The sequence below is a fragment of the Sediminibacterium sp. FW305-C-269 genome, assembly GCF_058231045.1.
Genome location: NZ_JBIQXQ010000005.1, coordinates 79,893 through 106,629, shown reverse-complemented (window position 1 = coordinate 106,629; position 26,737 = coordinate 79,893). Strand labels below are relative to the sequence as shown.

Below are 26,737 nucleotides of genomic sequence, written 5' to 3'. Positions count from 1 at the left end.
ATTACTTCGCGGGAAAAGCAAAACGCAGCAGATCCAGCACCAGGTCCGGATCGGGGCTGTTAGCAAGATAATTTTCCTTTTCGCTGAACTTACACACGCCGGGATAATCACCTGTATTCTCGCCCATTGCTATTATTAGTTGAAAATGCAGGTGTGGCGGCCAATGGCCATTCTCTGCCGGTTCCCCAAAATGAGCGATCAGTTCGCCCGCCCGAATACTTTTACCTTCAGACAAACCATCCAGGTCCTGAACAGACAAATGTCCGTACAGTGTGTGAAACAGGTACCCTTCCAAACGGTGTTGTAAGATGATCGTGGCGCCATAATCGCCGAACCGGTCATTGAAAGCGAAACTGTGCACCTGTCCATCCAACGGTGCATACACATCCGTTCCAGCTTTGCCCCAGATATCGACCCCCAGGTGTAAGCGCCGCGGTTCCTCACCGGCAGGTGCATCAAAGACTTTGCTTCTGCTGTAAACGGTTCGGTGCTCATTGTAACCGCCAATGCCATAGCGCGCAGCCGCCATTTCCAGTTGCTTTGAAACATAAGCAGAGAATATAGCCGTATCTTCTACTACCTGTGCAGTAAGATCGGTATTGGTCTCAGTAAAATCCAGCAATAATAATCGGTCATTTACCGGATCGAATGGAACAACAGGAGAAAAATCCGGCTGATATTGTTGAAGCAATTGTGATAACATGCCGTAAAGTTACTGTTGCGGCGGCAAGAAAAAGATCCGGGGTCTTTAACGACCACTTTAGGAATGTTACTCCCAAAGCGGTCGTGTTATTTTGTTACTGAAAACTGGCCTGTTTGCTGCCTCTGCGGTCGATGACCAGCTTTTTGGTTCTGGTAGCAGGCGCGGCCTCCTTGATAGCGTTTAACTCGGCCTGTTGTGTACGATCAGATTCACGAAGTATTTTCACCTCGGCCTGTAACTGCTGGATATGTTTTTCCATCAACTCCAGTTTGGTCTTCAGTTGTTGCTGCACAGAATCTTTGTTGTCAGCGGCTTTGGCAATGTTCGCAAAAAGAACCGCACAGAGGATGCCGATCAGTGTAAAATTTCTCTTCATTATACGGAGTTTTTGTTTGCTTTTGAAAAGTTCTAAACCTTTCAAAAGTTTAGAACTAAATGACCACGTTGATCATTTTTCCTTTCACAAAAATGAATTTCTTCAGGGCTTTGCCTTCCATCCATTTCTGCACCAGTTCATTGGCCAGTGTAATTTCCTGAACCTGCTCCGCAGTTGCATCTAAAGCAATGTTAATATTGGTACGCACTTTCCCGTTGATGCTGACAGGATATTCCTTTGACGATTCGATTGTATATTTTTCTTCATATTTAGGAAATGCCGCATCCAGCACAGAATTCTCATTGCCAAGTGCTTTCCAGAGCTCTTCACTGATATGTGGAGCATAAGAAGTGACCATGATCACCAAAGGTTCCAGTATTTCACGCTTATGGCATTTCAGATCTGACAGTTCATTTACACAGATCATAAAAGCACTTACAGCTGTGTTAAAACTGAATCGCTCGGTATCTTCCTCGATCTTGCGGATGGTACGGTGCAACACTTTCAGTTCTTCGGCAGTTGCTTTTTCATCGGTCCATATTTTGCCCTTCACTTCATCAAAGAACAAACGCCAGAGTTTTTTAAGGAAACGATGCACGCCTTCAATACCCTTGGTATCCCAGGGTTTGCTCTGGTCTACCGGACCGAGGAACATCTCGTACATGCGGAACGTATCTGCACCGAATTTCTCAACAAGATCATCCGGGTTTACGGTGTTGAACTTGGACTTGGACATCTTCTCTACCTCTGAGCCACAGATATATTTTCCATCCTCCAAAATAAATTCGGCATTGGCGTACTCTCCATTGCGCCATTTTTTAAACGCTTCCAGGTCAAGCTCAACGCCATCTACAAAGTTCACATCCACACGGATCGGATCCATCTGGTCAAGCTCATAGGTCTTGTTATTGATAAGACCAAGCGATACAAATTGCTGTGTGCCTTTCAAACGATACACAAATCGCGAACTACCCTGGATCATTCCCTGGTTCAACAGTTTCCGGAAGGGTTCATCAAAACCGATATGTCCCAGGTCGAACAGCACTTTGGTCCACATGCGGCTGTACAGCAGGTGTCCCACGGCATGTTCCGTTCCGCCGATATACAGGTCTACCTGGTTCCAGTAATCACTCAGTGTACGGTCGCAGAAAGTTTCGGCATTGAGGGGATCCATATACCGCAGAAAATACCAGCTGCTGCCGGCATAACCGGGCATGGTATTCGTTTCCAGTTCTTTGGCTACCCAGGCCGGGATATTGGCCAGTGGGCCCTCACCTTCCGGTCCCGGACTGTAACTTTCCACGTCCGGAAGCAGCAAGGGCAATTCCGTTTCATTCAGCGGAACGGCCACCCCGTTCTTCCATTGGATCGGGAAAGGTTCACCCCAATAACGCTGGCGGCTGAAAGCGGCATCACGCATCTTGTAATTCACTTTCTTTTTACCGATCCCCATTTCTTCCAGCTTTGCATTCACAATGCCGATGGCATCGCGCATCACCACCCCATTCAGGAACTCACTGTTCTCCAACTGGGCATCTTTGGTAGGGTTGGCATCCACGCCATTATAGTGTTGCCCGATAATATTGGTGATCGGGATATTAAAATGTTTGGCGAACTTATGATCGCGTTCATCACCACAGGGCACTCCCATGATGGCACCGGTTCCATAACCGGCCAGCACATATTCAGAGATCCAGATCGGGATCTGTTTTCCGTTGAACGGATTCACCGCATAAGCGCCGGTAAAACAACCGCTGATCTTTTTCTCGGCCTGTCGCTCGCGGTCGCTGCGGCTTTTTACATAAGTGATGTATTCCTCCACAGCCTGCTTTTGTGCAGGCGTAGTAATACTCTCAATCAGTTCATGCTCGGGCGCAATGACCATGAAATCTACACCAAAAATGGTATCGGGACGGGTGGTGTAGACGGTGAGTGGTGAGTGGTGAGTAGTGAGTGTTGCATTCGCGTCTGAAGACTGGGTAGTCACGATCGCAAAATCGATCTCGGCTCCATACGATTTACCGATCCAGTTGGTCTGCATCTCTTTCATGGCTTCGGAGAACTCGATGGTCTCCAAACCTTCCAGCAAACGATCCGCATATTCAGTGATGCGGAGGTACCATTGGCGCAGTTTCTTTTTCACCACCGGATGTCCGCCACGTTCGCTCACCCCATTTACCACTTCATCATTGGCCAGCACGGTTCCCAGGGCCTCGCACCAGTTCACTTCGCCGTAACCGCAGAATGCCAGGCGGTAGTTCATCAATATATCCTGTTTCTCTTTCTCTGTATACTGCTGCCATTGTTCAGCGGTGAAGCTGATGAAGGCGTCGCCGGGACATGCATGCCCCGCATTGCCGTTCTTGTCAAATTCGGCTGTCAGTTCCGTAATCGGTTCTGCTTTGCGTGTTGCCCGGTTGAAGAAACTATTGAAAAGTTGCAGGAAGATCCATTGTGTCCATTTATAATATCCCGGTTCGCAGGTACGCACTTCACGGTCCCAATCATAACAGAAACCGATATTATCCAACTGTTTGCGGAAGGTATCGATATTCTGCACGGTGCTTTTGGCGGGATGTACACCGTGTTCAATGGCATACTGTTCTGCAGGTAATCCGAATGCATCATACCCCATGGGATGCAACACATTAAACCCTTTCAATCTTTTGTAACGGCTATAGATATCCGAAGCGATATAACCCAGGGGATGTCCCACATGCAAACCAGCGCCACTGGGGTAAGGGAACATATCCAGCACATAACATTTCGGTTTGCTGAAGTCATTCTTTACACGATAGGCACCATTCTTTTTCCATTGTGCCTGCCATTCTTTTTCAATTTTCCTGAAATCGTATTCCATATTCTTTGTCCGTTAACGGGAGTTTTAGGTAGTTGTTTGCTGATTTTGCTGGATATTGAACCGTTTGCCTGCCGGCAGGTACAACAACAGCGGCTGCAAGCACCGGTATCGGGCAGGGGAATCCTAACAATTCTTTAACCCAATTCCGGCAGGAATGCGCTATTTTCCAACAGCAAATTGATCGTTAGGGTGGCTGCAAATGTAAGTCTTTAGGCTTCAAAACCGTACATTTGTCCCGGTACGGTCCCTGTTTCCCGACCCAAACACATTAAATTTTTTATAAGAATGTCAGTTATCGGAAAATCATCCATGAAACGGAGTAAGCCCAATTACCTGTACAGCATTATCGGCGTGGCGCTGGTATTGCTGATCATGGGTATCATGGGTTGGTTTTTTCTCAATATCAACTCAGTAGGAAATGCTTTTAAGGAAGATATCCGCCTGAGCGCTTATCTCCGTACACAGAACAAGGATACGATCGGCCAGATACAGCAATACATAGCCAACCAGTCTTTTGCCAAGAATGTGACCTATGTTGACAAGACCATGGCCCGGCAGATATGGAACAGTGAGAACAATGAGGACTGGGCGCAGATCCTGAAAGACAATCCCCTGCCCGAGAGCATTGATTTTTATGCCAAGGCCGATTACGTGAACAACGATAGCCTGGCCAGGATCTCAGCCAACCTGATGGCCGTGTATGGCAACCAGATCACCGACCTGAAATACCCACAGAAACTGGTGAATAACCTGAATGAAAGGGCATCTAAGATCGGGCTGGTATTCCTGGTGGTGGCGATCATCCTGTGCCTGATCGTGACTTTCAGTATCGATAACACGATCCGACTGGCCATGTTCAGTAATCGCTTCCTGATCAAGACCATGCAGATGGTGGGTGCCACCCGTGGGTTTATCGTAAAACCCTTGAATATCCGGGCGCTGATCAATGGACTGATCAGTTCCGGGATCGCCATCGTGCTGCTGTTCTCGATCATCAGCTGGGCAGAAAGCCAGTTCGAGCCGCTGAAAGCAGTGCGCGACACCAAACTTACCCTCATTCTCTTTGGCGGACTGATCGTTCTGGGCATCGGTATCTCCGTTTACAGCACACACAGGAGTGTGATGAAATACCTGAAAATGAAACTGGACGATTTATATTAGTGGCTGGGATCTATCAATAAATATCTTCCAATCCCCAACTAAAAATCTATCTTACACTCTTACAAAACAATACCATGAGCGAACAAAAGCAAAACGTAAACTCTACCTTATTTACCAAGGACAATTATACCTGGATGCTGATTGGCGGTGCAGTGATTGCTTTGGGCATGTTCCTGATGAGCGGCGGCAAAAGCACTGATCCCAAAGTATTTGATACCAATCAGGTATATGGCACTACCCGTATCACCATTGCTCCTATCCTGATTGTGCTGGGTCTGCTGATAGAGATCTATGCCATTTTCAAGAAACAAAAAAGCGCCTGAACGGCAATAAACTGAATAACCAGCGGTGCGTGCACCGCTTTTTTTATTGATTGCCGGGTTTGATTCGATCCGCCAATCCCAAACCAACCTGTTATGACGATATTTGAAGCGGTAGTAATTGCCATTGTAGAAGGCCTTACCGAGTTCCTGCCCATTTCTTCCACCGGGCATATGATCATTGCCAGTTCTTTCCTGCAGATCTCCAGCGATCCTTTTACCAAGCTGTTTGAAGTGGCCATCCAGTTCGGCGCCATCCTTTCTGTGGTGGTATTGTATTGGAGAAAGTTTTTCCCGCTGAACCGTTTCAAATTCTATTTCAAGCTGATCGTTGCCGTAATACCGGCACTGGCACTGGGTGCTTTTTTCTCGGATAAGATCGACGAACTGCTGGAAAGTCCGTTAACGGTTTCTATTACCATGCTGGCAGGGGGTTTTATCCTGTTGTTCATCGATAAGCTCTTTCAACAGCATACCATTGAAAAAGAAGAAGACATCAGTTTTTTCAAAGCTTTCACGATCGGTATCTGGCAATGTGTGGCCATGATCCCCGGCATCAGCCGCAGTGCTGCCAGTATCATCGGGGGTATGCAGCAGAAACTGACACGCAACCTGGCCGCCGAATTCTCATTTTTCCTGGCGGTACCTACCATGGCAGCCGCTACCGGTTATAAACTATTGAAAGCGTATAAGGATAGTCCCGAACTATTGTTCAACAAACATAACCTGATGACCCTGGCAGTAGGGAATCTGGTGGCGTTTATCGTGGCACTGCTAGCCATCAAGTTCTTCATCGGTTTCCTGCAAAAACACGGCTTCCGCCTGTTTGGCTGGTATCGGGTGATCGTTGGTGCAGTTCTTCTGGCGTTGGTGCTGACAGGATACCTGAAATAAACAGGAATTGAACAATTAAGAATGGATAATGCGGACCAAGCATCCGCCATGTATAGTGATGAACAGGAATACCTGGCACCATATCCGGAATAATTCTTAATTTTTAATTCTTAATTCTCAACTACTGCTATATGAAGACTGCCCCAAAGAAAGTCATCAATGGCTGGGCTATGTACGACTGGGCCAACAGTGTATACAACCTGGTTATCACATCCACCATATTTCCTGCCTACTACGAAGCGGTGACCGGCGATAATAACGATGCAACTTCTAACGATACGGTTCAACTATTCGGGAGGGAGTTTGTGAACACATCCCTGTACCAGTATGCCCTGGGCATCGCTTTTTTGGTGGTCGCTTTTATTTCTCCTTTGCTTTCTTCCATAGCCGATTACAAGGGTAATAAAAAACAGTTCCTTTTCTTTTTCTGCACCATGGGAAGCATTGCCTGCGGTGCCTTGTTCTTCTTTGATTCGCATAATCTCTTTTATGGCTTGGTTTGCCTGATCATCGCCTGTATCGGCTTCTGGGGCAGCCTGGTATTTTATAATTCCTACCTGCCTGAGATCGCCGCACCGGAAGACCAGGACAAGGTAAGTGCCAAAGGATTTGCCATGGGGTATATCGGCAGTGTGATCCTGCAGATCATCTGTTTTGTGTTCGTACTGAAGCCCGACCTGTTTGGCATCACAGTAGGCAAAGCTTCTCAGATCTCTTTCCTGCTGGTAGGTATCTGGTGGTGGGGGTTTGGGCAGTTTGCACTGAACCGTTTACCCAAGGGCACGCCGCTTGCCAAAAAAAGTGACCATGGAAGTATCTTCACCTATGGCTACCGAGAGTTGAACAAAGTATGGAAACAACTGAACCATATGCCCGTACTGAAAAGGTACCTGGGCGCTTTTTTCTTTTACAATATGGGGGTGCAGACAGTTATGCTGGCAGCCACATTGTATGGCAAGAGCGAATTGAACATCCCCACTACCAATCTGATCATTGCCATCCTCATCATTCAGCTGGTGGCTATTCCGGGCGCATATCTGATCGCAAAACTATCTGACACGATCGGTAATTTCCGGGCGTTGATGGTCACGGTATCCCTCTGGATCGTGTTATGTGTGATCGGTTACCTGTTACCCAGGGATGGCATCAATGAATTCTATGGCCTGGCAGTAGTGGTGGGTTTTGTGATGGGAGGTATCCAGTCGCTCAGCCGCAGTACCTATGCCAAATTAATGCCTGAAACACACGATACCACTTCCTTTTTCAGTTTCTATGACGTAACCGAGAAGATCGCGATCGTGATCGGTATGTTCAGCTTCGGCTATATCAACGAGATCAGCGGCTCACAAAGAAATTCAGTGCTGGCGCTGGTGGTTTTCTTTGCCATTGGTCTGGTATTACTGATCTTTGCTTCTGTAAGGAACCACAAACAAGGACAAGTCAACTAACATGCAACTCTATACCATCAATACCGGTTATTTTAAGCTCGATGGCGGCGCCATGTTTGGCGTGGTACCCAAGAGTATCTGGAACAAACTGAATCCATCGGATGAGAACAACATGTGTCCCTGGGCGCTACGTTCTTTACTGATTGAAGACGGCAACCGCCGCATCCTCATAGATAATGGTATGGGCGACAAGCAGGATGCCAAATTCTTCGGACACTATTACCTCCATGGGAACGATACACTGGATACATCACTGGCCAGGCATGGTTTTACCAGGGCCGATATCACGGATGTGATTCTGACCCACCTGCATTTTGACCATTGCGGGGGCAGTATTGTGCGGGAAGGCGACCTGCTGGTACCGGCGTTCCCCAATGCGGTTTACTGGAGCAATGAGAATCACTGGAAATGGGCCACTACGCCCAACGACCGGGAAAAAGCCTCTTTCCTGAAAGAAAATATCCTGCCCATCAAAGAAAGTGGGCAGCTGGAGTTCATAGAGGTCCCGGAAAAGGGCCTGAACGCCAATGGCTTGCTAAGTAGTATCCCTTTTACCGACAACATAGTTATCCGTTTTGTCAATGGCCATACGGACAAAATGATGCTGCCACAGATCAGCTTCGGGGGAAAAACGCTGGTGTATATGGCCGATCTGCTGCCCTCCGTGGGTCATATTCCCCTGCCCTATGTGATGGCCTATGACATGTTCCCGCTAACCACACTGCAGGAGAAAAAAAGCTTCTTACAGGAAGCAGTGGACAAGGACTATATCCTCTTCTTCGAACACGACCCTGTGAACGAATGCTGCACCCTGCATAACACTGAGAAAGGGATCCGGCCAAAGGAAGTATGTAAGCTTTCTGAGCTGTAGTACTACAAGCCGTAGAATTTGTCTACAGCTTTTTTCCGTTATAACACCGGTCAAATTCGGTGATTTTAATTGTTTTTTGAAGAATGGGATCGCTAATTTGGGCTGAGGAATTGTTCTCAACAAAACCGATATCCAATGTCCAAGAACCAGATAGCATGCTGTCCCGGCTGTGGCGGGCGCATACCTTTCAAAAAATTCGTTCAGCTGAATAATTATTCAGTTACCAATTGCAGTACCTGCAATGCCCGTATTGAAATTTCCAACCGAACTGCCAACGCCATCATTGCAGCCATCTCAGGGGTGGTCTCAGCTGCATCAATCATCATGGGTGCCTATATTGGCCAGAAGGATTATGAATCTTTGGTTGGGGGATTACTTTTCGGCACAAGTATTGCCACATTGATCATTATACTGATCTGCCGGTACGCTTACAGACATTCACAGCTAAACCGCATACAACTCGAATAACTCTTTGAGAGGAAATTACCGGAAACTGATCATGGAACTCAGTGGATAACGAAGGTTCCGATATTGCATCATATCTACTTTTACGCTACCCACCACTATCGGGCTTTCAATCCGTAATGGGATGCGGTTGGCGTCATCACTCACCCAAACCGTCATCTTCTCGCCCCCCTCAAACATGGTTCCCTTAACCAGCAAAGGTTTGAATTTGATGGCCCTGAATTTTCCATACTTGGTCTTGATCACTTCCTTACCCAGGTATTTGATGTAGAGATTAAAGACCTCATTATCGAGGAACATGGAGAATGGGATCTTGTCCTCGGGCTTGTATTTGCTGTAATCAATGTTACGTGCGTAATAGATAGAACTCAGCACATCCTGTATACAGGCGGGAATCTTATACACGCCATCTGTGGTTACTGCCGTATTTGCCTGATAATTGAATGTGATGTTCTCGTATTTCTTAAAACCGCCCTCTTCCACATGCCGGATGAATTTCATGGGTTTCAGGTTAGCCGTGTCAATATAACTTTCATAACGATCCCTCACTTTGAAGATCCAGTCATAGCTCGGGTTTGAAGTGCCCGTACCCACAACATGGTAAACGGGCTTATTATTCAGGTATGTCTGTGTAACCGTAAACTGCGCTGTACCGGCATTGATGTAAAGGCCCACTACCGAATAAAATACATTGTACGCAATGTTTTCTGCATCCTGGAATGCCAGATTACGGATACCGCCACAAAATTCTGAAGAGGGGGGAACAGCAGGCGTCGCCGGTTGCCAGCTTACTGCCGGGATCAACAAAAACAGAAGGACAAACTTTTTCAAAGCCATACTATTTATTTCTGAACAATCTGATTCCCAGGATAAACAAACTGCCCGCAATAGCCGGAACAATCAGGTTGATAATCCAGATACCTGCAGCCGTAGCAACAATACCAAGGGTATTGGTACTCAGCAAGCCGAACAACTGCAAACTCACTTTACCCCGGAAGCCCAACTCCGCCAGCGTTATAGAAGGTACAATGGCCAGCACCAGAAACATGACTGCAATCAGACAGACAGCATCCTGCCAGGGAATATGCACCTCGAATACCTGTAACAACAACACATACTGGATGACAAATACAACGTACCTGAACAAAGAAAGAGACAAAATCCTTGTTAATTCTTTCCAGTGAAAATCTTCCAGCTTCTGCACAAAGAACTTATGCCTGGCTATCCAGGGTATTTTTTCAAGCAATTGCACACACCAGGATAACCTGAAATACAACAATATGAAAAGCAGCATACCGATACTAACAACATACAGCAATCCATCCAGCCAGAATACAGAAAGTCCCTCCAACTGACTGCTATGGCCCAATATATATATGCGAAGGTACAGCAGTGCCGATAAACCTGCCACAAAAGTCACGATGATCTGGCTCATATTGCCCACTACCGATAAAAGGATGCCCCGCAGACGGTTTCCCTCGTCCAGGTACAGCACCCTGCCGGCAGTTTCGCCCACCCGGTTCACCGTATTGAAGCCCACCGCCTGTCCGGCAAATACCGCCCGGAATGCACGACCCAGCGATACTTTCTGTACTCCTTGTACCAATAATTGCCATTTTCGGGCTTCGATTCCCCAGTTCAGGAACATCAGGACGATTACCACTACCAGCTTTGCCAGCTGGGGGCCATAGAAAGCGGCCTGTATCAGGTGCCAAGACTGCTGAACATCGCCCTGTTGCTGTATCTGACGGTAAATGGAATAAGATAACCAGATAAAGAGCACCGGCCCCACAAAATAGTTCAGGAATATTTTCGTTCGTCTGTTCAGGAGATACGGTATTGGTTATGTGTTGCAAAGAACGGTGATCAGTAGCAGATAGAAAAGTCGGGGATAATTGTGAGTAGTGAATCGTCAGTGGTGAGTCGTCAGTGGTGAGCAAAGATCCTACCTACCTACTCACGACTCACCACTGACGATTACCAACTGCCTCATTGCCCATTCCCTCCAACACCGTATTTTCACCTGTGAGAATGAAAAAGACCGATATCATATTAGGCATTGACCCGGGTACACAACTGATGGGCTATGCCTTGTTACGCATCCAGAACGGGCAGCCGCAGGTTTTATTGATGGACGTATTAAAGCTGACCAAAGAGAAAGACATTTATGCCCGTTTAGGAATGATACACAGTAAGGTCTGCGAACTGATCAAATTATACCAGCCCTCCAGTTTTGCCATTGAAGCACCCTTTTTTGGCAAGAACGTACAGAGTATGCTGAAACTGGGAAGGGCCCAGGGAGTGGCGATTGCTGCCGCCATGCAGGCCAGCATCCTGGTAACGGAATATTCTCCCAAAAAAGTCAAACAATCCATCACCGGCAATGGCAATGCCGATAAGGAACAGGTGTGGCGCATGCTGCAGCGCATCCTCAATATTGAGGAAAAACCCCAGTATTTTGATGCCACCGACGCACTTGCCGTAGCCCTCTGCCATTACTACCAAAGCACATCAGTACTGGGCAAAGCCGTAAAAGGCCTGAAAGGGTGGGATGATTTTATCGCCAGAAACCCGGATAGAGTGAAGAAATAACCCATATTCAACACATAGCCGGAATGGCCGCAAGTATTGCTGCGAAGAATTTATAACATCTAAAACGCTATAAGGCGGCTAACAGCTTCGCCTGAACTGCCTGCAGCTCTTCAGCAGACAATTTCAGTTTGGGCCTGTTAAAATTCAGATCGTCTGCACTGTTAATGGGGATCAGGTGCATATGGGCATGGGGCACTTCCAGTCCTACCACGCTGATACCACAACGGTTACAGGGAAAAGCCCGTTCAATGGCGTGGGCAATGGGTTTAGCGAACAGGAGCCATTTGGCCAGGTAATCATCGGCCACATCAAAGAACTTATCTGTTTCGGTTTTGGGTACAACCAGCACATGGCCTTCTACCAGAGGAAAAATATCGAGGAAGGCAAAGAATTGCTCATTCTCAGCGATCTTATAAGAAGGGATCTCACCCGCAATGATCTTTGAAAAAATGGTCATATCAGAAAGGACTTTGAAACAGGGAAATTGAGAAATTTTGACCGGACTGCAAAAAGAAAGCGCCAACAAAACTGTTGGCGCCTGAATCAATTGGTAGTAAGTGATATTGCTGCCTTACTACACGGTTATGTCTTCTACTTTAAATTTCATGATACCATTCGGCGCCTGAATTTCGGCGATCTCACCTTTTACCTTGCCCATTAAACCCTTACCAATAGGCGATCCTGCTGATATCTTACCCTGTTTCAGGTCGGCTTCTTTTTCACCTACAATCTGGTAGGTCACCGTTTTTTTGGTAGCCATATTGGTGATGGTAACCTTGGTCAGGATGGTTACTTTACTGGTATCGATTGAACTGGTGTCTACGATCTTCGCATTGGCAATCGCTCCTTCCAGTTGCTTGATTTTGGCCTCAAGCATGCCTTGCGCCTCTTTGGCCGCATCGTATTCAGCGTTTTCCTTCAGGTCGCCTTTTTCGCGGGCTTCCGCAATGGCGCGGGAAGAGGCCGGACGGTCGACAGTTTTCATTTTTTGCAACTCTTCGCGCATCTTGTCAAACGTCTCCTTGGTCACATACATGGTAGCTTCACTCATAGTCTTACTGTTTAAGTAGAGTCAAAAAAAATACAACGCCACATTTGACTGCGGCGTTGCATAATATCAAAAATAAGAATTTCGGTCAAGATTTACCCGAAAAAGCGATTTTTTAACGATTTAAAGTCTGTATAAACAGGCAAAAAGCAGAAAAAAGCCAGGGATCTGCCTGTTTAGCCCCACAACTCAGATAGCCAGCTTGTCTACCACCACTTTTGCCATCTTATAAAAAGCCTCTTCACTGTAACCGGCAATATGGGGAGTGATGATCACATTGGGCTGACTAAGCAGCCAATCCAGATCGGCCTGTTCATCAGCAGTATAGGTTTCCAGTTTTTCATTCTCCAGCACATCCAGTCCCGCCCCCCTGATCTTTCCCTGTTTCAGTGCCCGGATCAGGGCTTTGGTATCAACTACTTTACCACGCGATGTATTCAGGAAATAGGGTTTCTGCTCCAGTGAATCAAAAAAAACATCATTGGCCAGGTGCCTGGTTTCTTCGGTCAGGGGTAAATGCAGGCTTACCACATCTGCATACCTGGCTACCTGTTCCAGACCCGCTTCACGGATATGGTCTTTGGCAAAACCGGACCTGTACCGGTCATTGGCCAAAACAGTCACTTCAAATGAGGATAACAGTTTAGCAAAAGCGCTGCCGGTATTTCCACAACCGATAATGCCCACCGTTTTACCCGAAAGTTCTTCCCCGCGATTGGCATCGCGGATCCATTTGCCCGATTTTATTGCAAGATTACTGCTGTTAATCCGGTTCATCAGGCTTAGCAACATACCCAATGCATGTTCGGCCACCGCATTGCGGTTCCCTTCCGGACTGCTTACGCAACGTATGCCGCGGCTTTCCGCAAACGCCGTGTCAATCAGTTCCATGCCACTGCCCAAACGGCCAATCCATTGCAGCTGATCGGCTTTTTCCAGGAGGTTACGATCAATCACCAGGCGGGTGGTTACAAACAAACCACTTATTGTACCTATCTGCATCAGCAACTCATCATACGTAATGGCAGGCTGATGGATCACCTCATACCCTTTGTCGGCAAGCGTTTGCAAAAGCCAGGGATGCACATTAGCGGTTATCAGGACTTTGGGTTTCATGTTTCTGTTTTATACAGGGGTTACTTTTACCGCATGTGAAAAGTCAATTCGGCAAACTGTTCTATGCTCAGCTGTTCTGCTCTTTTATCAAATAAGGGGTCTTTCAGGAATGCTTCTTCAAACAAACTCTTCAGGGAATTCCGCAGCATTTTACGGCGCTGGTTAAACGCAGCTTTTACCAGTGTAAATAAAGCCCTTTCGCTCTTCATCGGTACCAGATTCGATTTTCGTTTTAACCGGATCACACCACTCATCACTTTGGGCGGGGGATTGAAACTTTCAGGCGGCACATCAAACAGGTATTCCACTTCGTAAAAAGCCTGAATCAGTACACTGAGTATGCCATACACTTTACTGCCGGGTTTGGACACCACCCTTTCCGCCACTTCTTTCTGGAACATACCGATCATTACCGGTACCTGCTCTTTCCAGTCAAGCACTTTAAAGAGTATTTGTGATGAGATATTGTACGGGAAATTACCCACCACCGTAAAAGTACCTTCAAAAGGAGCTTCTATATCGAGTATGCTCTGGTGAATGATCTTACCCTGGATGGCAGGATAGGTTTTTTCGAGATACGCCACTTTCTCATCATCCAGCTCCACCGCACGGAAACTGATATCCGGTAGCGGCAGCAGGTACTTCGTCAAAGCTCCGCCACCAGGCCCTACTTCCAATAGTTGGGTGAATCCATCCTGTTCCAGGGCGGCTACGATCTGTTTACAGACCGACTCATCCTTCAGGAAATGCTGGCCCAGTGATTTCTTTAACGTGTACTGCATCGGAGCAAATTTAGGGCATTTGCCGTGAGTGGTGAGTAGTGAGTAGTGAGTGGGGGGCTTGATTTACAATTACGCACTCACGACTGACGACTCACCACTCACGATTCACTACCCACAATTCTCCCACCCCCCACTTTTCCTCCACTATTCTTCTTATTTTTACCCCACAAACAACTGACATGAGCAACGAACAGCAAAAACCAGTTATCGGCTTCACCTGTGGCGATCTGAACGGGATAGGGATGGAACTGATCATCAAAACCCTTGCAGACCATCGCCTGCTCGATATCTGTACGCCGGTAGTTTTTGCCAGTAATAAAAGCCTTAATTTTTATAAGAAAAGTCTGCCTGAACATACATTTAACTATGCCAATGCCCGTGAACTCAACCGCCTGAACCCCAAACAGGTGAATGTAGTGAACTGCTGGGAAGAAGAAGTGGCCATTACACCGGGCCAGTTGAATGAAACAGGTGGTAAATATGCGCTGATCTCCCTGCAGCAGGCCACACAGGCACTAAAAGATGGGTTTATCCAGGGATTGGTCACAGCCCCCATTCATAAAAAGAATATCCAGTCAGAGGCGTTCCAGTACAGTGGTCATACCCCTTACCTGAAAGCTATGTTCAATGTTCCCGACGTGGTGATGCTGATGACCGCCGAAAATATGCGGGTGGGACTGGTCACCGAACACGTACCCCTGAACGAGATCGCCAAACATATTACACGTGAGAATATCCTGAGCAAACTCAGGATCATCCACAGCAGCTTGCAGAAAGATTTTGGTATTGACAAACCACGTATCGCCGTACTGGGATTGAACCCGCATGCAGGTGATGAAGGATTGATCGGCAACGAGGAAGAGACCATCATCAAACCTGCCATCAAAGAAGCCAAACACAATATGCTGGTCTTCGGACCCTATAGCTCGGATGCCTTTTTTGCCCGCGGACAGTTTGAACGTTTTGATGCCGTTCTGGCCATGTATCACGACCAGGGACTGATCCCCTTCAAATCACTGGCATTGGGTGAGGGTACCAATTACACGGCGGGTTTACCGGTGGTGAGGACCAGTCCGGACCATGGAACCGCTTTTGATATTGCCGGAAAAGGAAAAGCGGATCACAGCTCCTTCCTGGCTGCGGTGTTCGAATGCATAGAAATCATCCGGATGCGCCTCGGATACGCAGATATGCGCCGTAACCCGCTGAAAAAGATCAGTGCCCGCATGATCGCCAATGCAGTGGATGAACGAATTGAAGAGAACGAAGGATAAGAACCGTCGACCATGTACCAGATCTCCAACGATCAGTTAACCATCAGTATCAGTGCCAGGGGTGCAGAGCTGCAGGGTATTTACCACAGAGATACGCATCAGGAATATTTGTGGAGCGGGGATCCTGCCTTCTGGGGCAAAAAAAGTCCTGTATTATTTCCCATCGTAGGCGGCTTAAAAAACGGCAGTTACACCTTTGAAGGCAATACCTACCTGATGGGACGCCATGGTTTTGCCCGTGAAAAAGATTTCACCGTTACCGAGCAAACAGCCCATCATATCCGTTTCACCCTGTATGCAGATGAGGCAACCAAAGCCATCTATCCTTTTGATTTTTGTTTTTCGATCCTGTACTCATTGAAAGAGAATACGCTTACAGTGAGCTATGAGGTAGATAACACGGGAGACAAACCATTGTGGTTCTCAGTGGGTGCGCATCCGGCTTTTGCGGTGCCCCTGGTAAAAGGCACTGAATTCTATGATCACTACCTCGAGTTTGGCGAAAAAGAGACTACCGGAATCTGGCCCCTCTCACCCGAAGGACTGATCAAAACAGAACCCGAACCCTACCTGGAGGATACAGATCACCTGCCATTGCAAAAAGAGTTATTCTATAAGGATGCACTTGTTTTCAAATCGCTGCGTTCAAATACCATCGCCATCCGAAACCTGGTAAATGATCACGGTATCAAATTACAGTTCGATGGTTTCCCCTACATGGGAATCTGGAGTGCGAGAAATGCTGATTTTGTCTGTATTGAACCCTGGTGCGGTATTGCAGACACCGTAAATGCTTCCGGAGATATCACCCAAAAAGAAGGTATCCATTCTTTGGAGCCCGGCTACAGCTTTCAACGCAGCTGGCACGTAAAAATATTCTGATCCTGTTAACGGTCTTTGGTTGCGTTATGCAGAGGGAAAGACCAGCATGATCCGTCTGTCTTATTTGAAAACCGCATCCGGAACACCCTTGTTCACCACATAATTAGCATAACTGATCTCAACCCTGCCTTTTTTATTCCTGATCTTTTCGGCTTCTGTCAGTTGCTTTTCCGTATCATCAAACTCGAGTGTGATGCCCTTGGGTAACTTATAGTCTTTGGTATTGAAGCTGAAGACCACTTTATCCGGAAGCCCGTAATTGCTGAATTGTCCATAACTCATCTCTATCTCATAGGTTCCGTTCTCTTTGGTGGTGGTGACCGCTTTTCTTACCAACAGGTTCGCCTCATCAATATACATGGTAGTGAGAACGATATCGCTGCTTTCATTTGCAGGCAGCAGTTTTACCACTTTCGTCTTTGTACCTCCTACATTTGCCTCACCTGCGGCCAGTGCAATGAAATCTGCAGTTGCGATGATCGAATTCATATTCACCGACACACCACCCCTGGGCAACAGCGAGATGCCTCCATCTTTTTTCAGGCGAAACTTATTGGGTTTCTTATAATACACTTTCACTTTGCCTACCGGCGCCTTGATAAACGCAACATCTGTTTTCATCCGGCCATCTGCTTCATAATCGTTGACCTGGTCAAGTTTGGCCTTCACCTTGTTAATCAGTCCTGTCATATCCTGCGCCTGTGCGGATACCCTTAATGAAAAAAGTAGAATAAGGAGAAAATATTTTATCAATCGAAACATATACATATCCTTTAGATGGTTACAGCCATTATTGAATCACTAACTCAGAATATCCTTTTTACGGAACACCCAGATGGCCGCTGTTACAAAGCCTACAATATGTACCACCAGCACAATGGCCGAACGCAGGATCCTGTCCGGGTTTTGTATGCTGCCTACGATGGCTTCGTTGGCTTCGTTCACCCTGATATCAAAAAATTCCTTCCACCCGATCATATGTGTAGTGAAAAGAAATGGTTTTACGGCATTGAATACCGGAATATTAAGCGTACTCAGAATGGTGAAGAAAATGATCACACTCATGGTTGCCACAATGGGTCCGATGGAATTTTCTGCGAATAGTGAAAAAAGAAAACCCAGCGATGCAACTGTGGTCATGGCCAGTGCTGCAAAACCGAACGCCCATACATAACGCCAGAAAATATCATTCTCCTTCAGAAGTACCACGTATTGTGATTTCATCAGGAACAGATCGTCTGTACCAAAGATGAGCATGTTCACGAACAAAGCCATCACAGCCAGCCAGACCAGCAACAATAAAGTATATGCCACAGTGGCCAGGAACTTGGCCAGCAGGAAACGGGTACGGCTGATGGGTTTGGTAAGCATCAGGCGGAGTGTACCCATATTGGCTTCGCCTGAAATCATATCTGCTGCTACCAGTGCAATCAACAAGGGTACGTGTACCAGCAGTATCTGTAAAACGATGTAACAAACCTGGTAACCATTCAGGATTTTTCCCTCTACGGTGATAGACGAATTGATATCCCGCATCATAAATTCCACATAGGATTCCCCATCCAGTTTCAGGCCAAACTGGATGATCCCGATGAGTGCCGTGATCGCCGCAAATGCGATATAGGTCCGGGGCCTGCGGAAAATCTTGAATAACTCAATCTGTATAAGTGTCCACATGTTGGTTGCCCGATGTTACTTGTAAAAAATAATCTTCCAGTGAATGCCTGGGTTCCAGGGATACCAGTTCAATATCCATGGCTACCAGATCCCGGTGAAACTGTGGGATCTGGTTACGGTCCAGCTTCAGCAAAATGACTGTCCCCCTTTGCTGCTGCAGGTTTTCAGACCATCTGCTGTTCTGCAGTTTTTCCAATGTATCCGCATGATTCAGCGTTTGTAATGCCACAAGGGTCTGTGATGGATCGAACAGTTCCAGCGCAGTTCCTTCCACGATCTTTCTTCCCTTGTCGATGATCAGCACGCGTGTAGCCACTTGCTCTATCTCACTTAACAGGTGCGAGGACACAATCACCGTCTTTTTCAGATCACGGCTCAGGTGAAGGATAAGATTCCGGATATCGGCAATGCCCTGCGGATCCAGGCCGTTGGTAGGTTCATCCAGTATGATCAGTTTCGGATCATGCACCAGCGCTATGGCAATACCCAAGCGCTGTTTCATGCCCTGCGAGAAAGTCTTAACCGTATCTTTTGCACGACTGGCCAGTCCTACCTGTTCCAGCTGCTCCATCATACGGGTTTCAGTTGCCCTGATCCCACTGAGTTTTGCAAACAGTTTCAGGTTCTCATAGGCCGACAGGTATTTATAGACATCCGGTTTCTCAATAACCGCTCCCACCTGTGTCAATATCTCATTCCGGTAATGCTGCAGGTCCCGGCCAAATATCTCGATCTTCCCGCTGCCAGGCCTGATCAGGCTCAACAGCATACGGATGGTGGTACTCTTACCTGCCCCATTTTGTCCCAGGAAACCGTATACATCCCCTTCATATACTGAAAAGGAAAGGTCCTGAACAGCGGTCAGGCTGTTGAATTGTTTGGTAAGCCCGGTTACGTTTACAATGGGTTTCATGAGATAGTATAACACCAAAGGTAGACAAGAGGTTCAGAAAAGAAAGCCTAATGTGTTCTCGTGAGTGGTGAGTAGTGAGTAGTGAGTGGGGAGTTGGTGTGCCCATTCACAATTCACAATTGCCCATTCACTCCCTATTCGCCACTCACCACTCACGCCTCCTGAAAATATTATCGGCCAGAGGCCAGCTGATGCAAAAAGCCCCGGCTTTACCGGGGCTTTTGTTATGATTACCTTACACATGTAAGGATATGATCACTTATTTGTACTGAGGCATCAGACCTTTGGCAAGGTTCACCATTTTGGCCAGGCTCTCATCATTCAATTGTCCTTTCTTGAATTCAGCCAGTACATCAGGCAGTTTGTTCTCCATATCGGTGAGGAAATGGGATTCGAACTCTTTCACCTTGCTTACTGCTACTTCCTTCAGCAGACCCTGTGTACCCAGGTAAATGATCGCTACCTGTTTTTCCACGGTCATGGGTGAATACTGCGCCTGTTTCAGCACTTCCACGTTACGGGCACCTTTATCGATCACGTTCTTGGTAGCAGCATCCAGGTCACCACCGAATTTAGAGAACGCTTCCAGCTCACGGTACAGGGCCTGGTCAAGTTTCAGGGTACCTGCCACTTTTTTCATGGATTTGATCTGCGCGTTACCACCCACACGGCTTACAGAGATACCCACGTTGATCGCCGGACGGATACCAGCGTTGAACAGGTTACCTTCCAGGAAGATCTGACCGTCGGTGATCGAGATCACGTTGGTTGGGATATAGGCAGATACGTCACCCGCCTGTGTTTCAATGATCGGCAATGCGGTCAGTGATCCACCACCTTTTACCAGGTGTTTGATGGATGCAGGCAGATCGTTCATATTCTTAGCCACGTCATCATTCGCAATCACTTTCGCAGCTCTTTCCAGCAAACGGCTGTGCAGGTAGAATACGTCACCAGGATAGGCTTCACGTCCCGGAGGCCTTCTCAGCAACAGGGAAACCTCACGGTAAGCCACCGCCTGCTTAGACAGGTCATCATAGATGATCAGTGCAGGACGACCGGTATCGCGGAAGAACTCCCCGATAGCAGCACCGGCGAAAGGAGCATAGAACTGCAGCGGAGCAGGATCAGAGGCAGAAGCAGATACAATAGTGGTATATGCCATTGCACCGTTGTCGGCTAAGGTCTTCATCACACCGGCAACAGTAGATGCTTTCTGACCTACGGCTACATAAATACAGTATACAGGATTCCCTGCATCATAAAATTCTTTCTGGTTGATGATGGTATCCACACAGATAGCGGTTTTACCGGTCTGACGGTCGCCGATCACCAGCTCACGCTGACCGCGGCCCACAGGGATCATCGCATCGATCGCTTTGATACCGGTCTGCAGCGGCTCTTTTACCGGCTCACGGTAGATAACACCCGGTGCTTTACGCTCCAGCGGCATCTCATACAGCTCACCAGTCAAAGGACCTTTACCATCGATGGGTTCACCCAGTGTGTTGATCACACGGCCAACCACCCCTTCGCCCACTTTGATAGAAGCGATCTGTCCGGTTCTTTTTACTTTGGCGCCTTCTTTGATCTCACCGCCTTCACCCATCAATACCACACCCACATTGTCTTCTTCCAGGTTCAGAGCAATGGCTTTTACACCATTCTCAAATTCTACCAGCTCACCACTGCGTACGCCGTTCAGGCCATACACACGGGCGATACCGTCACCCACCTGCAATACGGTACCCACTTCTTCCAATTCAGCGGAGGCATTGAAGTTGCTGAGCTGCTGCCTCAGTATCGCTGATATTTCGTCGGGTTTAATGTCTACCATGATTCTATCTGCTTTTAAATGTTATCGTGAATTAAATATATCGCTTATCGAATATTCTGTACGAACAGGTTCTTCGAGAATTGCTTCTTAATGTCCTTCAGGTCGCGGAGGATGCTCGCATCTACCAGCCTGTTATTGAACTCCAGTACAAAACCGCCGATCAGTTTCTCGTCCACGGCTGTTTCCAGTTCAACGGTTCCAAGTCCCTGGGCCGATTGCACTTTTTGTTCAATGGTCTTTTTCAGGTCATCGCCCACGGCAACGGCAGTGGTCAGTTTAACCCTGTGTATGCCTTTGAGCTCGTTGTACTGGTCAACAAAGGCAAACGCAATCTCAGGAAGGTCGCTTTCACGTCCTTTTTTTACCAGCAGCGTATTAAAAGCTGCGGTAAGCTCGCTCACTTTACCCTTGGTCACCGCAGTAACGATGCTGTTCTTCTGATCGTTCTTGATGATCGGACTTTTCAGCAGGGCAACAAACTCCTTGCTGGCTTTACACACAGCCTGTAAATATTTCATATCCGCATACACCTGTTCCAGCTGACCTTTTTCTGTGGCAAGATCAATCAGGCTTTTGGCGTAACGGGCGGCTAAACGTGGATTGGGCATTTATTTTCAATTTGAAAATGTGTCAATTTGAAAATTTGAAAATGGAGAGAACCTGATCAATTTGAATTTGCCTGTTGGAACTGCATTTTCAAATTTTCAAATTCCCAAATTCTCAAATCAATTTAGTTTTACTACTTCGGCCAGGTCATTGATGTATTTCTCCTGCTCAGCCTTATTGCTCAGTTCCCTGCGCAGCACTTTCTCACTCACTTCAATGACCAATGCACCTACCTGGTTCTTTACGTCGGTCAGAGCGGCATTCTTCTGCTGGGTAATAGCAACCTGTGCATCGGCAACAATACGGTCATATTCCGCCTTGGCCTTGTCTTTCGCCTCACTGATCATTTTAGCAGCCTGTTCTTTGGCTTCTTTGATCATCACTGCGCGCTCTTCACGTGCCTGGTTCATCATGGCTTCGTTCTCATTTTTCAGAGCAGCCATTTCAGACCTTACCTTATCTGCAGTGGCGATAGCGTCTGCAATACCGGTTTCCCGCTCTTTCAGAGAGGAAAGGATCGGTTTCCAGGCAAAAGCCTTCAGCAGAAAAAATACGACCACAAATGCGATCAGAGTCCAAAACAACAAACCTAACCCGGGTAATAACAATTCCATAAATTATATTTTGTTCTAGGTAAAGTTGATAAAGATTACTGCACCGTTTGCCCTTTGCGCACAGTGCAGTAATGATTTTGTGCTACTAGGCTTTCAATACAGCCAGGATACCTGCGATAACCGCGAACAGGGCAACACCCTCTACGAAAGCGGCAGTCAGGATCATGTTCGCACGGATGTCGTTAGAAGCTTCCGGCTGACGGGCGATGCTTTCTACAGCACCTTTACCGATCTGACCGATACCGATACCGGCACCAATTGCAGCTAAACCTGCACCGATAGCTCCACCCAAATGGCTCATGCTAACATCCAACAACGTGTTAATTACTGACATACTGTTTGTTTTAATGAATAAAAAAATTAATGATGCGCTTCCTCATGGTGCGCACCTTCCCTAGACTGACCGATGAACACGGCTGTCAGGTTTGTGAAGATGAACGCCTGTATGAACGCAACCAATATCTCGATGAAATAGATGAAAATGGTGAATGCCAGTGACACCGGCGTGAAACCGATACCAGCCACTTTGCTCATTGCGCCGAAGATGAATATCAGCATGATGAAACAGGTAATGATGATGTGACCCGCCACCATGTTGGCAAAAAGACGGACGATCAATGCAAAGGGTTTGGTAAAGATCCCGATGAACTCAACCGGAACCAGGATGAACTTCACTGGGAAGGGCACCGGCGGGTTGAAGATATGTCCCCAGAAATGTTTGTTGGTACTGAACAGGATCACCAGGAAACTGATGAAACCCAGGATCACGGTGAATGCGATATTACCCGTTACGTTGGCCGTTCCGGGGATCAGACCGATCAGGTTATTGATCAGGATAAAGAAGAAAACCGTCAGCAGGTAAGGCATGTATTTTTCATAAGCATGACCCAGGTTGGGTTTGCCCACTTCATCCCTTACGAAAGTGATCACAGGCTCAACAGCATTCTGGAATCCGCTGGGGGCCACTTTGGCACCGTTCTTCTTATACTTATTGGCCACACCCACCATCAGCCAAACCAGCAGTAACAGGGCCAGGAACATCTGTACCACATTACGGGTAAGACTGAAATCATATACCTGAACCGCTTCGTCCACTTCGCCGGCAGCATTCACCGCCACGATCTTGCCTTCTTCGGATTTATAACCCTCGTATACTTCATGCCCATGGTGAAAACGGCCATAGGAGAACACAGAAACACCTCTTTGCGGCGAATACAGGATAACAGGCAGGGGAATGCTGATATGTTTTTCGCCCAGGGAGAAAAAATGAAACTCATGGGCATCCATGATGTGCTCCATGATCAGTTTTGCCGGATCGAAAGCGGCTTCCGAATGCGCACCCGCCGTCTCCCCCTCTTTCTGGGGTGTTTCATTGGCGAAAACCACCGTAGAAAAAAGTATCGCGATTGTGCTGAAAGTCGCTACCAGTAAAGATTTTATGCGTCTACGAGCCATACCTGTTCCGAAATTTGCGGCAAAGATAGGGGGTAAGGGCTGAAAACCGGGCAGGAAGGGGTAGAAAATGGAGAAAAATATCAAGTCGTTCCGTCGACCCCATTTTCCAGTAATTCTTTAATTTTTTCCAGATAAATAACATCTATCTGGTCTTTGGGCCGATTGGCTGCTTTCTTGGAGGCAATCAAATGATTTATATGTAAAAATCTAACCAAAATACCGTCAATTTCTCCTAATGCGGCCATTTCCATACATTCATTAAAAGTATATTGTTCCAACCCCTTAACACCCACCATTACATCCAGACGTAATCCGTTATTCAGGTGAAAATCGGTCCATCCGGGGATAAATTCAAGCGTTGCCAGCATAGGAAAATCACCCAACCCGTATGTATTAAAAGCCTTTCTTAGCATTTCTCTGTTTTCCAGGCTATCTTCAATCCAGATGTCCATATCACCTGTAAATCGTTGATAACCATGCATATTTGTAGCGAATCCCCCTATCATGATATACTTTACATTTTCATTCTGGAGTGCTTTCCAGAATAGAAGAATCTCTTCATCAAAAATGTCCATGGTAGTGCGGCTATTTAGCTACAGAATAAGGTTTATGTGTAATTCTGGCTTTCTTGAGGGTCTGTTGAATTTTGTATAAAGTAGTTGTCATTAAAAAACGTTCTTTCAGACTTCGGTTTAAGCCAGCGCGTAATAAGTCTATTTCAGCCTTTTCATAAAGGGCATCCTGGTCTTCTTCTTTTAATAGGTGCTTATTGTCTGACATCATTTTATACCAATACAGCCCGCTTTTTATCAAACTGCATCTCATGCAATTTAGCATAAAATCCGCCCATATTCAATAGCTCTTCATGGGTACCCATTTCTTTAACTTCTCCTTTATCCAGTACAATAATTTTATCTGCCTTACGGATGGTGGATAACCGGTGCGCGATCACGATGGAAGTGCGACCTGAGATCAGCGCCTCGGTGGCTTTTTCGATCAGCATCTCACTTTCCGTATCTATGGAGGATGTGGCTTCGTCCAGGATCAGGATGGCCGGATCGTAGAGCAGGGCCCGGATGAACGATAATAACTGCCGCTGGCCCAGGCTCAGGGTACTACCCCGCTCCATCACATTATAATCGTACCCGCCTGGCAGTTGCCTGATAAACTCGTCCACACCGATCATTTTGGCCGCTTCGATCACCTGTTCACGGGAGATCTCAGGGTTCCGGAGCGTAATATTATCCATCACCGACCCCGAAAACAGGAATACATCCTGCAATACCACCCCGATATTCTTCCGAAGGCTATCCAGCTGATACTGCTCAATATTGACCCCGTCTATCCGGATCTCCCCTTTCTGGATATGGTACAACCGGTTCAGCAGACTGATGATTGAGGTCTTGCCACTGCCCGTATGCCCTACCAGCGCCACCGTTTCGCCGGCTTTCACCGAGAAATGGATGTCTTTGAGCACATAATTGGGTTCGGCATAGGCAAAAGAAACATGATCGAAATCAATATGGCCCTCCATTTGGGTGGGATAATAGGCATCTGCCGGCGATTCGGGTGTAACATCCGGGTTATCCAGCACTTTCAGTACCCTTTCTGCGGCGATCATGCCCATCTGCAGCACATTGAACTTATCTGCAATCACCCGCAACGGGCGGAAGATCTGGTTCAGATATAGGATGAACGCTACCAGCAGACCCGCATCCAGCGACTGACCGGCGATCCACCAAACCAGTAAACCGGTACTCACCGCCAACACCACTTCTACCACCGGGAAGAATACCGAATAGGCAAAAATGGCTTTGATATTGGCATTCCGGTGTTCTGCATTGATCTTCTGAAACTTATTGAACTCACGGCCCTCGGCCGCAAATGCCTGCACCACCTGCATACCCGTTATATGCTCCTGCACAAATGCGTTCAATGCCGCTACCGCATTGCGTACACGGATAAAACTCTTGTTCACACTCTCCTTAAAATAATACGTGGCAATGATCATCACCGGGAAAGGCACCAGGCTGATCAGCGTCAGGCGCCAGTCGATCCAGAACATCGTAGCCAGCGTAATGATGATCGTGAGCAGGTCGGCAATGATGGGGATCAATCCATCCGAAAAAATATCGTTGATGCTTTCAATATCATTGATTGTACGGGTGGTGAGGGTGCCGATCGGCGTCTTATCGAACTGCCCGAGATTCAGGCTTAGTATTTTCTTGTACACTGCATTACGCATATCCTTTACCACACTCTGCCCCATCCAGGCGGTCGCAAAACTGAACAGGAAACGGATAGCGGTCTCAATGAACAGGAAGATGACCTGGAAAATGCTTACCGCAATGATGAACTGGGTAGCATCCGAAAGATCAGCCCGGAACAGGAAGTTTTCCAGCCAGCCCGGAACCGTTACGCTTTTACCCGTAGCCTTATCCAGCGTCAACTGTATGAGAAAAGGACGGATGGGCGCAAATGCCGCCATCACAATAGCCAGCAGCAGGCTGACATAAAAAATTGAGCGGTATGGCTTCACAAAATGGAAGACACGGCCTAACAACGAAAAATCGAATATCTTCTTTTTGGGCGTATCACTCATGGTAAGGTACAAAGGTAAGGGGTCTGACTACAGGGTATTAGCCGATTATGGAAAAATCACGGGTGGTCAGGCCTGAGTCGGCAGTCGTGAGTGGTGAGTGGTGAGTAGTGAGTCGGGGGTATCCCCGTGCACATCTCACCACTCGCGTCAATGGGCAATTGTTAATGGTGAATGGTCAGCAGGTTGACCCGCCATTACCCATTGCCAGCTCCCTACTCACGGCTCACGACTCACAGCTCAC

At 47.2% G+C, this 26,737-nt stretch carries 28 protein-coding genes; 9 read left to right on the top strand and 19 right to left on the bottom strand.

Translation table 11 applies throughout. The features are described from left to right. Window position 1 precedes the first annotated feature (1 nt). From ACH3Y6_RS15150 to leuS, 3 genes are all read right to left on the bottom strand, one after another. Window positions 2-703: a peptidoglycan DD-metalloendopeptidase family protein gene (locus ACH3Y6_RS15150; RefSeq protein WP_490836470.1), complete on the bottom strand. Its 702-nt coding sequence runs from the start codon at window positions 701-703 to the stop codon at window positions 2-4. Between the two features lie 94 nt (window positions 704-797). Then, window positions 798-1,079, bottom strand: coding sequence for a hypothetical protein (locus ACH3Y6_RS15145; protein WP_490836469.1), 282 nt, complete (start codon window positions 1,077-1,079; stop codon window positions 798-800). A 55-nt stretch (window positions 1,080-1,134) separates the two neighbouring features. Further along, window positions 1,135-3,939, bottom strand: a complete 2,805-nt coding sequence (gene leuS / locus ACH3Y6_RS15140; RefSeq protein ID WP_490836468.1) for a leucine--tRNA ligase — start codon at window positions 3,937-3,939, stop codon at window positions 1,135-1,137. 285 nt (window positions 3,940-4,224) lie between these two features. On the opposite strand from leuS, the gene ACH3Y6_RS15135 reads away from it, so the two are divergent. The 6 genes from ACH3Y6_RS15135 (at window position 4,225) to ACH3Y6_RS15110 (ending at window position 9,101) form a co-directional block, all read left to right on the top strand. Then, complete coding sequence (locus ACH3Y6_RS15135) at window positions 4,225-5,100, top strand: cell division protein FtsX (RefSeq protein ID WP_490836467.1); 876 nt, start codon at window positions 4,225-4,227, stop codon at window positions 5,098-5,100. Between the two features lie 74 nt (window positions 5,101-5,174). Beyond that, the gene (locus tag ACH3Y6_RS15130) at window positions 5,175-5,423 is read left to right on the top strand and encodes a DUF3098 domain-containing protein (protein WP_490836466.1); all 249 of its coding nucleotides are present in this window, start codon (window positions 5,175-5,177) and stop codon (window positions 5,421-5,423) included. A gap of 93 nt (window positions 5,424-5,516) precedes the next feature. Beyond that, on the top strand, window positions 5,517-6,314 hold the full coding sequence (locus tag ACH3Y6_RS15125) for an undecaprenyl-diphosphate phosphatase (RefSeq protein ID WP_490836465.1): 798 nt from the start codon (window positions 5,517-5,519) through the stop codon (window positions 6,312-6,314). Window positions 6,315-6,445: 131 nt separating this feature from the next. Further along, window positions 6,446-7,762: an MFS transporter gene (locus ACH3Y6_RS15120; RefSeq protein ID WP_490836464.1), complete on the top strand. Its 1,317-nt coding sequence runs from the start codon at window positions 6,446-6,448 to the stop codon at window positions 7,760-7,762. A 1-nt stretch (window position 7,763) separates the two neighbouring features. Beyond that, entirely contained in the window at window positions 7,764-8,633 is an 870-nt protein-coding gene (locus tag ACH3Y6_RS15115) for an MBL fold metallo-hydrolase (RefSeq protein WP_490836463.1), read from the top strand. Between the two features lie 135 nt (window positions 8,634-8,768). After that, complete coding sequence (locus ACH3Y6_RS15110) at window positions 8,769-9,101, top strand: hypothetical protein (protein ID WP_490836462.1); 333 nt, start codon at window positions 8,769-8,771, stop codon at window positions 9,099-9,101. A gap of 15 nt (window positions 9,102-9,116) precedes the next feature. On the opposite strand, the gene ACH3Y6_RS15105 is transcribed toward ACH3Y6_RS15110, so the two are convergent. Then, window positions 9,117-9,929 carry a DUF3108 domain-containing protein gene (locus ACH3Y6_RS15105; RefSeq protein ID WP_490836461.1) on the bottom strand — a complete coding sequence of 271 codons (813 nt, stop codon included), beginning with the start codon at window positions 9,927-9,929 and terminating at the stop codon, window positions 9,117-9,119. Between the two features lie 7 nt (window positions 9,930-9,936). Further along, window positions 9,937-10,890 (bottom strand): lysylphosphatidylglycerol synthase domain-containing protein, encoded by a 954-nt coding sequence (locus tag ACH3Y6_RS15100; RefSeq protein WP_490836460.1) that lies wholly within the window; start codon window positions 10,888-10,890, stop codon window positions 9,937-9,939. Window positions 10,891-11,129: 239 nt separating this feature from the next. Here ACH3Y6_RS15100 and ruvC point away from each other — a divergent pair, with 239 nt between their 5' ends. Next, window positions 11,130-11,690 carry a crossover junction endodeoxyribonuclease RuvC gene (gene ruvC / locus ACH3Y6_RS15095; RefSeq protein WP_490836459.1) on the top strand — a complete coding sequence of 187 codons (561 nt, stop codon included), beginning with the start codon at window positions 11,130-11,132 and terminating at the stop codon, window positions 11,688-11,690. A 67-nt stretch (window positions 11,691-11,757) separates the two neighbouring features. Here ruvC and ACH3Y6_RS15090 read toward each other — a convergent pair whose 3' ends face one another. The 4 genes from ACH3Y6_RS15090 to rsmA all read right to left on the bottom strand — a co-directional run bounded on the left by ACH3Y6_RS15090 (window position 11,758) and on the right by rsmA (window position 14,636). Beyond that, window positions 11,758-12,147 (bottom strand): HIT family protein, encoded by a 390-nt coding sequence (locus tag ACH3Y6_RS15090; RefSeq protein WP_490836458.1) that lies wholly within the window; start codon window positions 12,145-12,147, stop codon window positions 11,758-11,760. Between the two features lie 117 nt (window positions 12,148-12,264). Continuing rightward, window positions 12,265-12,741 carry a transcription elongation factor GreA gene (greA, locus tag ACH3Y6_RS15085; protein ID WP_490836457.1) on the bottom strand — a complete coding sequence of 159 codons (477 nt, stop codon included), beginning with the start codon at window positions 12,739-12,741 and terminating at the stop codon, window positions 12,265-12,267. Between the two features lie 186 nt (window positions 12,742-12,927). Continuing rightward, a complete protein-coding gene (locus tag ACH3Y6_RS15080; RefSeq protein ID WP_490836456.1) occupies window positions 12,928-13,854 on the bottom strand; it encodes an NAD(P)-dependent oxidoreductase in 927 nt (308 codons plus the stop codon). 26 nt (window positions 13,855-13,880) lie between these two features. Further along, window positions 13,881-14,636: a 16S rRNA (adenine(1518)-N(6)/adenine(1519)-N(6))-dimethyltransferase RsmA gene (rsmA, locus tag ACH3Y6_RS15075; protein ID WP_490836455.1), complete on the bottom strand. Its 756-nt coding sequence runs from the start codon at window positions 14,634-14,636 to the stop codon at window positions 13,881-13,883. A gap of 179 nt (window positions 14,637-14,815) precedes the next feature. On the opposite strand from rsmA, the gene pdxA reads away from it, so the two are divergent. Next, entirely contained in the window at window positions 14,816-15,910 is a 1,095-nt protein-coding gene (gene pdxA / locus ACH3Y6_RS15070) for a 4-hydroxythreonine-4-phosphate dehydrogenase PdxA (protein ID WP_490836454.1), read from the top strand. A gap of 12 nt (window positions 15,911-15,922) precedes the next feature. Further along, window positions 15,923-16,792 (top strand): aldose 1-epimerase family protein, encoded by an 870-nt coding sequence (locus tag ACH3Y6_RS15065; protein ID WP_490836453.1) that lies wholly within the window; start codon window positions 15,923-15,925, stop codon window positions 16,790-16,792. Between the two features lie 60 nt (window positions 16,793-16,852). Here ACH3Y6_RS15065 and ACH3Y6_RS15060 read toward each other — a convergent pair whose 3' ends face one another. The 10 genes from ACH3Y6_RS15060 to ACH3Y6_RS15015 form a co-directional block, all read right to left on the bottom strand. Beyond that, window positions 16,853-17,482, bottom strand: a complete 630-nt coding sequence (locus tag ACH3Y6_RS15060) for a LolA family protein (RefSeq protein ID WP_490836452.1) — start codon at window positions 17,480-17,482, stop codon at window positions 16,853-16,855. A gap of 111 nt (window positions 17,483-17,593) precedes the next feature. Next, entirely contained in the window at window positions 17,594-18,469 is an 876-nt protein-coding gene (locus ACH3Y6_RS15055) for an ABC transporter permease (RefSeq protein ID WP_490836451.1), read from the bottom strand. Then, window positions 18,447-19,382: an ABC transporter ATP-binding protein gene (locus ACH3Y6_RS15050; RefSeq protein WP_490836450.1), complete on the bottom strand. Its 936-nt coding sequence runs from the start codon at window positions 19,380-19,382 to the stop codon at window positions 18,447-18,449. The genes ACH3Y6_RS15055 and ACH3Y6_RS15050 overlap by 23 nt, the downstream gene beginning before the upstream one ends. Before the next feature lie 259 nt (window positions 19,383-19,641). Continuing rightward, window positions 19,642-21,219, bottom strand: coding sequence for a F0F1 ATP synthase subunit alpha (atpA, locus tag ACH3Y6_RS15045; protein ID WP_490836449.1), 1,578 nt, complete (start codon window positions 21,217-21,219; stop codon window positions 19,642-19,644). 44 nt (window positions 21,220-21,263) lie between these two features. Further along, the gene (gene atpH / locus ACH3Y6_RS15040) at window positions 21,264-21,827 is read right to left on the bottom strand and encodes an ATP synthase F1 subunit delta (RefSeq protein WP_490836448.1); all 564 of its coding nucleotides are present in this window, start codon (window positions 21,825-21,827) and stop codon (window positions 21,264-21,266) included. 117 nt (window positions 21,828-21,944) lie between these two features. Next, entirely contained in the window at window positions 21,945-22,439 is a 495-nt protein-coding gene (gene atpF / locus ACH3Y6_RS15035) for a F0F1 ATP synthase subunit B (protein WP_490836447.1), read from the bottom strand. A gap of 85 nt (window positions 22,440-22,524) precedes the next feature. Continuing rightward, the gene (gene atpE / locus ACH3Y6_RS15030) at window positions 22,525-22,773 is read right to left on the bottom strand and encodes an ATP synthase F0 subunit C (protein WP_295188602.1); all 249 of its coding nucleotides are present in this window, start codon (window positions 22,771-22,773) and stop codon (window positions 22,525-22,527) included. 26 nt (window positions 22,774-22,799) lie between these two features. Beyond that, window positions 22,800-23,894: a F0F1 ATP synthase subunit A gene (atpB, locus tag ACH3Y6_RS15025; protein ID WP_490836446.1), complete on the bottom strand. Its 1,095-nt coding sequence runs from the start codon at window positions 23,892-23,894 to the stop codon at window positions 22,800-22,802. An 80-nt stretch (window positions 23,895-23,974) separates the two neighbouring features. Further along, window positions 23,975-24,469, bottom strand: coding sequence for a nucleotidyltransferase (locus tag ACH3Y6_RS15020; RefSeq protein ID WP_490836445.1), 495 nt, complete (start codon window positions 24,467-24,469; stop codon window positions 23,975-23,977). Window positions 24,470-24,678: 209 nt separating this feature from the next. Next, window positions 24,679-26,496 carry an ABC transporter ATP-binding protein gene (locus ACH3Y6_RS15015; RefSeq protein ID WP_490836444.1) on the bottom strand — a complete coding sequence of 606 codons (1,818 nt, stop codon included), beginning with the start codon at window positions 26,494-26,496 and terminating at the stop codon, window positions 24,679-24,681. Between the last annotated feature and the right edge of the window lie 241 nt (window positions 26,497-26,737).

Bases quoted from the DNA above. Each gene is read 5' to 3' on its own strand.
- ACH3Y6_RS15150 (WP_490836470.1), bottom strand. From the start codon at position 703: ATGTTATCACAATTGCTTCAACAATATCAGCCGGATTTTTCTCCTGTT.
- ACH3Y6_RS15145 (WP_490836469.1), bottom strand. From the start codon at position 1,079: ATGAAGAGAAATTTTACACTGATCGGCATCCTCTGTGCGGTTCTTTTT.
- leuS (WP_490836468.1), bottom strand. From the start codon at position 3,939: ATGGAATACGATTTCAGGAAAATTGAAAAAGAATGGCAGGCACAATGG.
- ACH3Y6_RS15135 (WP_490836467.1), top strand. From the start codon at position 4,225: ATGTCAGTTATCGGAAAATCATCCATGAAACGGAGTAAGCCCAATTAC.
- ACH3Y6_RS15130 (WP_490836466.1), top strand. From the start codon at position 5,175: ATGAGCGAACAAAAGCAAAACGTAAACTCTACCTTATTTACCAAGGAC.
- ACH3Y6_RS15125 (WP_490836465.1), top strand. From the start codon at position 5,517: ATGACGATATTTGAAGCGGTAGTAATTGCCATTGTAGAAGGCCTTACC.
- ACH3Y6_RS15120 (WP_490836464.1), top strand. From the start codon at position 6,446: ATGAAGACTGCCCCAAAGAAAGTCATCAATGGCTGGGCTATGTACGAC.
- ACH3Y6_RS15115 (WP_490836463.1), top strand. From the start codon at position 7,764: ATGCAACTCTATACCATCAATACCGGTTATTTTAAGCTCGATGGCGGC.
- ACH3Y6_RS15110 (WP_490836462.1), top strand. From the start codon at position 8,769: ATGTCCAAGAACCAGATAGCATGCTGTCCCGGCTGTGGCGGGCGCATA.
- ruvC (WP_490836459.1), top strand. From the start codon at position 11,130: ATGAAAAAGACCGATATCATATTAGGCATTGACCCGGGTACACAACTG.
- ACH3Y6_RS15090 (WP_490836458.1), bottom strand. From the start codon at position 12,147: ATGACCATTTTTTCAAAGATCATTGCGGGTGAGATCCCTTCTTATAAG.
- greA (WP_490836457.1), bottom strand. From the start codon at position 12,741: ATGAGTGAAGCTACCATGTATGTGACCAAGGAGACGTTTGACAAGATG.
- ACH3Y6_RS15080 (WP_490836456.1), bottom strand. From the start codon at position 13,854: ATGAAACCCAAAGTCCTGATAACCGCTAATGTGCATCCCTGGCTTTTG.
- rsmA (WP_490836455.1), bottom strand. From the start codon at position 14,636: ATGCAGTACACGTTAAAGAAATCACTGGGCCAGCATTTCCTGAAGGAT.
- pdxA (WP_490836454.1), top strand. From the start codon at position 14,816: ATGAGCAACGAACAGCAAAAACCAGTTATCGGCTTCACCTGTGGCGAT.
- ACH3Y6_RS15065 (WP_490836453.1), top strand. From the start codon at position 15,923: ATGTACCAGATCTCCAACGATCAGTTAACCATCAGTATCAGTGCCAGG.
- ACH3Y6_RS15060 (WP_490836452.1), bottom strand. From the start codon at position 17,482: ATGACAGGACTGATTAACAAGGTGAAGGCCAAACTTGACCAGGTCAAC.
- ACH3Y6_RS15055 (WP_490836451.1), bottom strand. From the start codon at position 18,469: ATGTGGACACTTATACAGATTGAGTTATTCAAGATTTTCCGCAGGCCC.
- ACH3Y6_RS15050 (WP_490836450.1), bottom strand. From the start codon at position 19,382: ATGAAACCCATTGTAAACGTAACCGGGCTTACCAAACAATTCAACAGC.
- atpA (WP_490836449.1), bottom strand. From the start codon at position 21,219: ATGGTAGACATTAAACCCGACGAAATATCAGCGATACTGAGGCAGCAG.
- atpH (WP_490836448.1), bottom strand. From the start codon at position 21,827: ATGCCCAATCCACGTTTAGCCGCCCGTTACGCCAAAAGCCTGATTGAT.
- atpF (WP_490836447.1), bottom strand. From the start codon at position 22,439: ATGGAATTGTTATTACCCGGGTTAGGTTTGTTGTTTTGGACTCTGATC.
- atpE (WP_295188602.1), bottom strand. From the start codon at position 22,773: ATGTCAGTAATTAACACGTTGTTGGATGTTAGCATGAGCCATTTGGGT.
- atpB (WP_490836446.1), bottom strand. From the start codon at position 23,894: ATGGCTCGTAGACGCATAAAATCTTTACTGGTAGCGACTTTCAGCACA.
- ACH3Y6_RS15020 (WP_490836445.1), bottom strand. From the start codon at position 24,469: ATGGACATTTTTGATGAAGAGATTCTTCTATTCTGGAAAGCACTCCAG.
- ACH3Y6_RS15015 (WP_490836444.1), bottom strand. From the start codon at position 26,496: ATGAGTGATACGCCCAAAAAGAAGATATTCGATTTTTCGTTGTTAGGC.